The organism is uncultured Campylobacter sp. (assembly GCF_937973075.1).
GTDB lineage: Bacteria > Campylobacterota > Campylobacteria > Campylobacterales > Campylobacteraceae > Campylobacter_B.
Map to the genome: position 1 here is coordinate 1 of NZ_CALBWL010000019.1, position 3855 is coordinate 3855.

Genomic DNA, 3855 nt, shown 5'->3' on the forward strand with positions numbered 1-3855 from the left:
GTGCGGTCAGGCGCCGCTGCCGAAGGAGATTTTTGAGCTGCTGCTTTACGGCTTCATCCGCCGCAGCCCCGCTCGCCTTGTAAAATCGCTTACGAATGAAATTTACGTTCCCGCCGATGCGGACTACGTGATCGAGGGCTTTGTTGATCCCGCAGTAAGCGAGCCGGAGGGGCCTTTCGGCGATCACACCGGATATTATACGCCGGTAGAGCCATTCCCGGTAATGATGGAGGTTAGCGCGATCACGCACAAGCGCGCGCCCGTATTTCACGCCACCGTCGTCGGCAAGCCGCCGCTTGAGGATAAATTTATGGGATACGCGACCGAGCGGATCTTCTTGCCGCTGTTTCGCACGAGCGCGCCCGATCTGATTGATTATAAAATGCCCGAAAACGGCGTATTTCACAACTTGATTTTGGCTAAGATCGCCGTGCGCTACCCCGCTGCTGCCAAACAGATCATGCACGCGTTTTGGGGCGTAGGGCAGATGAGCTTCGTCAAGCACGCCGTTTTCGTACCGCAGGACGCGCCGAGCTTAGATGAGTACGAGGGGCTTACGAAGTACGTCCTAAACCGCCTGGGTGCGTGCAGTCTCGTTTTTAGCGAGGGTGTGTGCGACCAGCTTGATCACGCAAGCCCGAACTCCTGCTTCGGCGGTAAGCTCGGCATCGATGCGACGGTCGATTTAAGCTCGCAGGCGCCGCAAATTTTAAGCGACGAGGAGCTGCTAGCTAAATTTCAAAGCGAGGAGCCTGCTATTTTGGCGCTTAAGCAACACTTTTGCGATACGAAAAACCCGCTCGTGCTGATAAACATAGACAAAAAAGAGCTCGTAGAGCGGAGCTGGCGGCGGATTTTGAAATTTAGCGAACATTTTAAAATTTTGATTTTTACCGATGCGGGGAATGACGCGAGCAACCTCTATATGAGCGTTTGGCGCGTCGTAAATAGCATCGATGCGCTGCGCGACGTGTTTGTGGCACAGAATGATCGCATCTGTATCGACGCTACGAGCAAGCATGAGTGGGAGGGCTATACGCGCCGGTGGCCGCAGGAGACGCTATGCAGCCGCGAAGTCGTGTCAAGCCTCATAGAGCGCGGCATCGTGCAGGACGAACCCGAGCTATTTAAGAAATTTGAAATTTTTTGAGGGCGCGGGGTGAAACTTGGCGCGGATTTGAAATTTTAAAATTTTAGCTTTGGTTTTACGGGCTGCGCGTTAAATTTAGACGAAATTCTATTTAAATTTACGACCTTAAGGCGGAAAAATTTCATAAAATTTACCGCTTCGCGAGGGCTAAAATTTTAAGGCGTAAAATTTGCTGCAGCGAAATTTTAAAATTTCAAATTTTTTTGAAAAGGTGCAAAAGCTCGATATAGCGCAAGCAAGCACAAAATGAAAGGACATAAATGATAGAGTGGATACAAAATTTTTTTAGCGGAGCAATACCGAAGCTGCTGCTAAACGCGACGCTGGAGACGCTGTATATGACCTTCGTAAGTACGGCTTTGGCGTTTATTTTAGGGCTCGTGCTTGCGATCGTGCTTATCCTTACGCGTCGCGGCGGGCTTTGCGAAAACCGCATCGTTTACGCCGTGTTGGACGTCGCGATAAATACGCTGCGAAGCTTTCCGTTTATAATTTTGCTGATCGTGCTCTTTCCGCTTACAAAGCTTCTTGTGGGCGCGAGCATCGGCACCACCGCGGCGATCGTGCCGCTTACTATCGGCTCGGCCCCCTTTATCGCTCGCCTCATCGAAAGCGCTCTGCTGGAGGTCGATAGCGGCGTAATCGAGGCGGCGAAGAGCTTCGGCGCGAGCAAGACGCAGATCATCTTTCGCGTAATGTTTGTCGAGGCGCTGCCTAGTATCATCGGCGCGATTACACTCACGCTTATCGTCATCATCGGATTTACGGCGATGGCGGGCACGGTCGGCGGCGGCGGGCTCGGCGACGTGGCGATCCGCTACGGCTTTCAGCGTTTCCGCCCCGACATAATGGCATACACCGTCGTGATCCTGATCGTGCTTGTGCAGATCATACAAAGCATCGGAAATTTACTTTATAAAATTACGAAAAAGTAAGGGTTTAGACAAGGTCTCTTGCTATCGCGAAAAGTAAATGTACGAGCGATGACGCATACCGCAAGCGGTATTTGACTGCGCCTAAGCTTTGTCTTTTTGCACTCGTATCCGGCTATTCGTACTCTTGCTTGCACTCAAATTCTACGCTTAGCTTCGGGCATTCATTCTCCGTGTTCGTAGCGGCAGACTAAAAATTTTGATTTATGAGCGGACTTTCTAAAATTTAGCTTCGATCGTTCAGTGAAAATTTAAAGAATTTCAAGCAGATAAAATACGCAGAGGTGGGCTTACCTTAGCACTTCTCGCCGGGTAGTTTGAAATTTTAGGCGGGTTTGGGCGTGGCGCATAAATTTGCGCTAAAATTTAACGAAAAATCGGTGCGATCTGTCCGCTAAATTTTAGAAAGGATAGTTATGATTTTAGCTTCAAACTACGATGAGATCGACTTTGACGCGCTTTATAAGGCGCAAAAGGCGAGAAGCTCATTCGGCAAAAAACTGGCCGAGCATTGGGACAAAAAGGCGCCGAGCTTTAACGAGGGCGTGATGAAAAGCGTCTACGCGGAAGAATTTATAGATAAGGTCGATTTTACAGGCATTTCTACGCTGCTTGATTTTGCGTGCGGAGCGGGCGCGCTAAGCGTGCTGGCAGCAGAAAAGGTGGATCAAATTTACAGCTACGACTTTTCGCGCAAAATGTTGGAATTCGCCCGCGAGAATGCTTAAATTTACGGCGCAAAAAACGCTAAATTCGCGCAAAAAGCCTTTGAGGACGACTGGTCGGACGTGCCTGCTTGCGATCTCGTTTTTGCTTCACGCTGCCTCGAGGTGGACGATCTAAAAACCGCGCTTAATAAGCTTCTTTCAAAGACCAAAAAATCGCTTTACATCACGTTTAAGGTGGGCGGCAGCTTCGTGGACGGGGATATTTTGGACGCGATAGGGCGCGACGTGCAAAAGAGGCCCGACTTCGTCTATCTTTTAAACATCTTGTTTCAAACGGGCTATTTGCCAAGCCTCAGCTATATCAAAGCCCCGTGCCACGGCGGTGCGGCGAAAAGTGTGGAGGAGTTTGTGCAAAAGACGCGCTGGATGCTAGGCGGTGAGCTAGGCGAAGCGGAGGAGGCGCGACTAGCGGAGTATTTTAACAGCGGCAAATACGAGCCAAAGCGGGATTTTATGCACTGGGCATTCGTGCGGGTGGACGTTTAGCGCAACGCTCCGCTCTCACAATGCTGGAATTACATATTCGAGCCGGCTTATCATCTTGAAAATAACCAACCGTATCTGCTCTGGCGATCGCTCGTGGTATATAGAAGACAAGTTACGTATAATATTAAATTTATCGCGTAAAAATATGAGTTAAATTTTTGTAGCTTATCGCATAAAATAAAAATTGAAAATTTTTATACGCTGCGCTTTGAAATTTTAAAGCACAAATCGAATTAAGGGCTGCGGTCTTAGAATTTTATTCTCTTCTAAATTTAAAAAGGGGCGAGAAATCTCCCGCCCCTGAAATTTTAAGTATAGGATTTGATTTATAGATGTGTGAGTTAGAGCTTACGCATCTCTTAAAATTTAAAACATCACCTCAAACCCTGCATTGATAGCACCGCCTCTTGTCTTGCCTATATAGCCCTTGCCTCCTAGGCTAAGGATAAGGTTTTTGCTATCGTATTTATAGCCTGCTTCAAATACTCCGGTAGAGCCTTTTAGGCTAGGCTTAGGAGCGTCAAGTCCCATAGTAGATGCTTTGGCATCTCCCTTAAAC

Annotated in this window: 5 protein-coding genes; 4 read left to right on the forward strand and 1 reads right to left on the reverse strand. The window is 48.6% G+C overall.

The features are described from left to right. From Q0274_RS01955 to Q0274_RS01970, 4 genes are all read left to right on the forward strand, one after another. A partial coding sequence (locus tag Q0274_RS01955; RefSeq protein WP_298027243.1) for a UbiD family decarboxylase domain-containing protein occupies positions 1 to 1150 on the forward strand: 1150 nt, incomplete at its 5' end. 260 nt (positions 1151 to 1410) lie between these two features. Continuing rightward, positions 1411 to 2085 (forward strand): methionine ABC transporter permease, encoded by a 675-nt coding sequence (locus tag Q0274_RS01960; RefSeq protein ID WP_298027245.1) that lies wholly within the window; start codon positions 1411 to 1413, stop codon positions 2083 to 2085. 413 nt (positions 2086 to 2498) lie between these two features. Next, positions 2499 to 2810 (forward strand): class I SAM-dependent methyltransferase, encoded by a 312-nt coding sequence (locus tag Q0274_RS01965; protein WP_298027248.1) that lies wholly within the window; start codon positions 2499 to 2501, stop codon positions 2808 to 2810. A gap of 60 nt (positions 2811 to 2870) precedes the next feature. Next, a complete protein-coding gene (locus Q0274_RS01970) occupies positions 2871 to 3296 on the forward strand; it encodes a hypothetical protein (RefSeq protein ID WP_298027250.1) in 426 nt (141 codons plus the stop codon). Positions 3297 to 3662: 366 nt separating this feature from the next. Here the strand turns inward: Q0274_RS01970 and Q0274_RS01975 are convergent. Continuing rightward, on the reverse strand, positions 3663 to 3855 hold a 193-nt coding region (locus Q0274_RS01975), incomplete at its 5' end, for a hypothetical protein (RefSeq protein WP_298027253.1).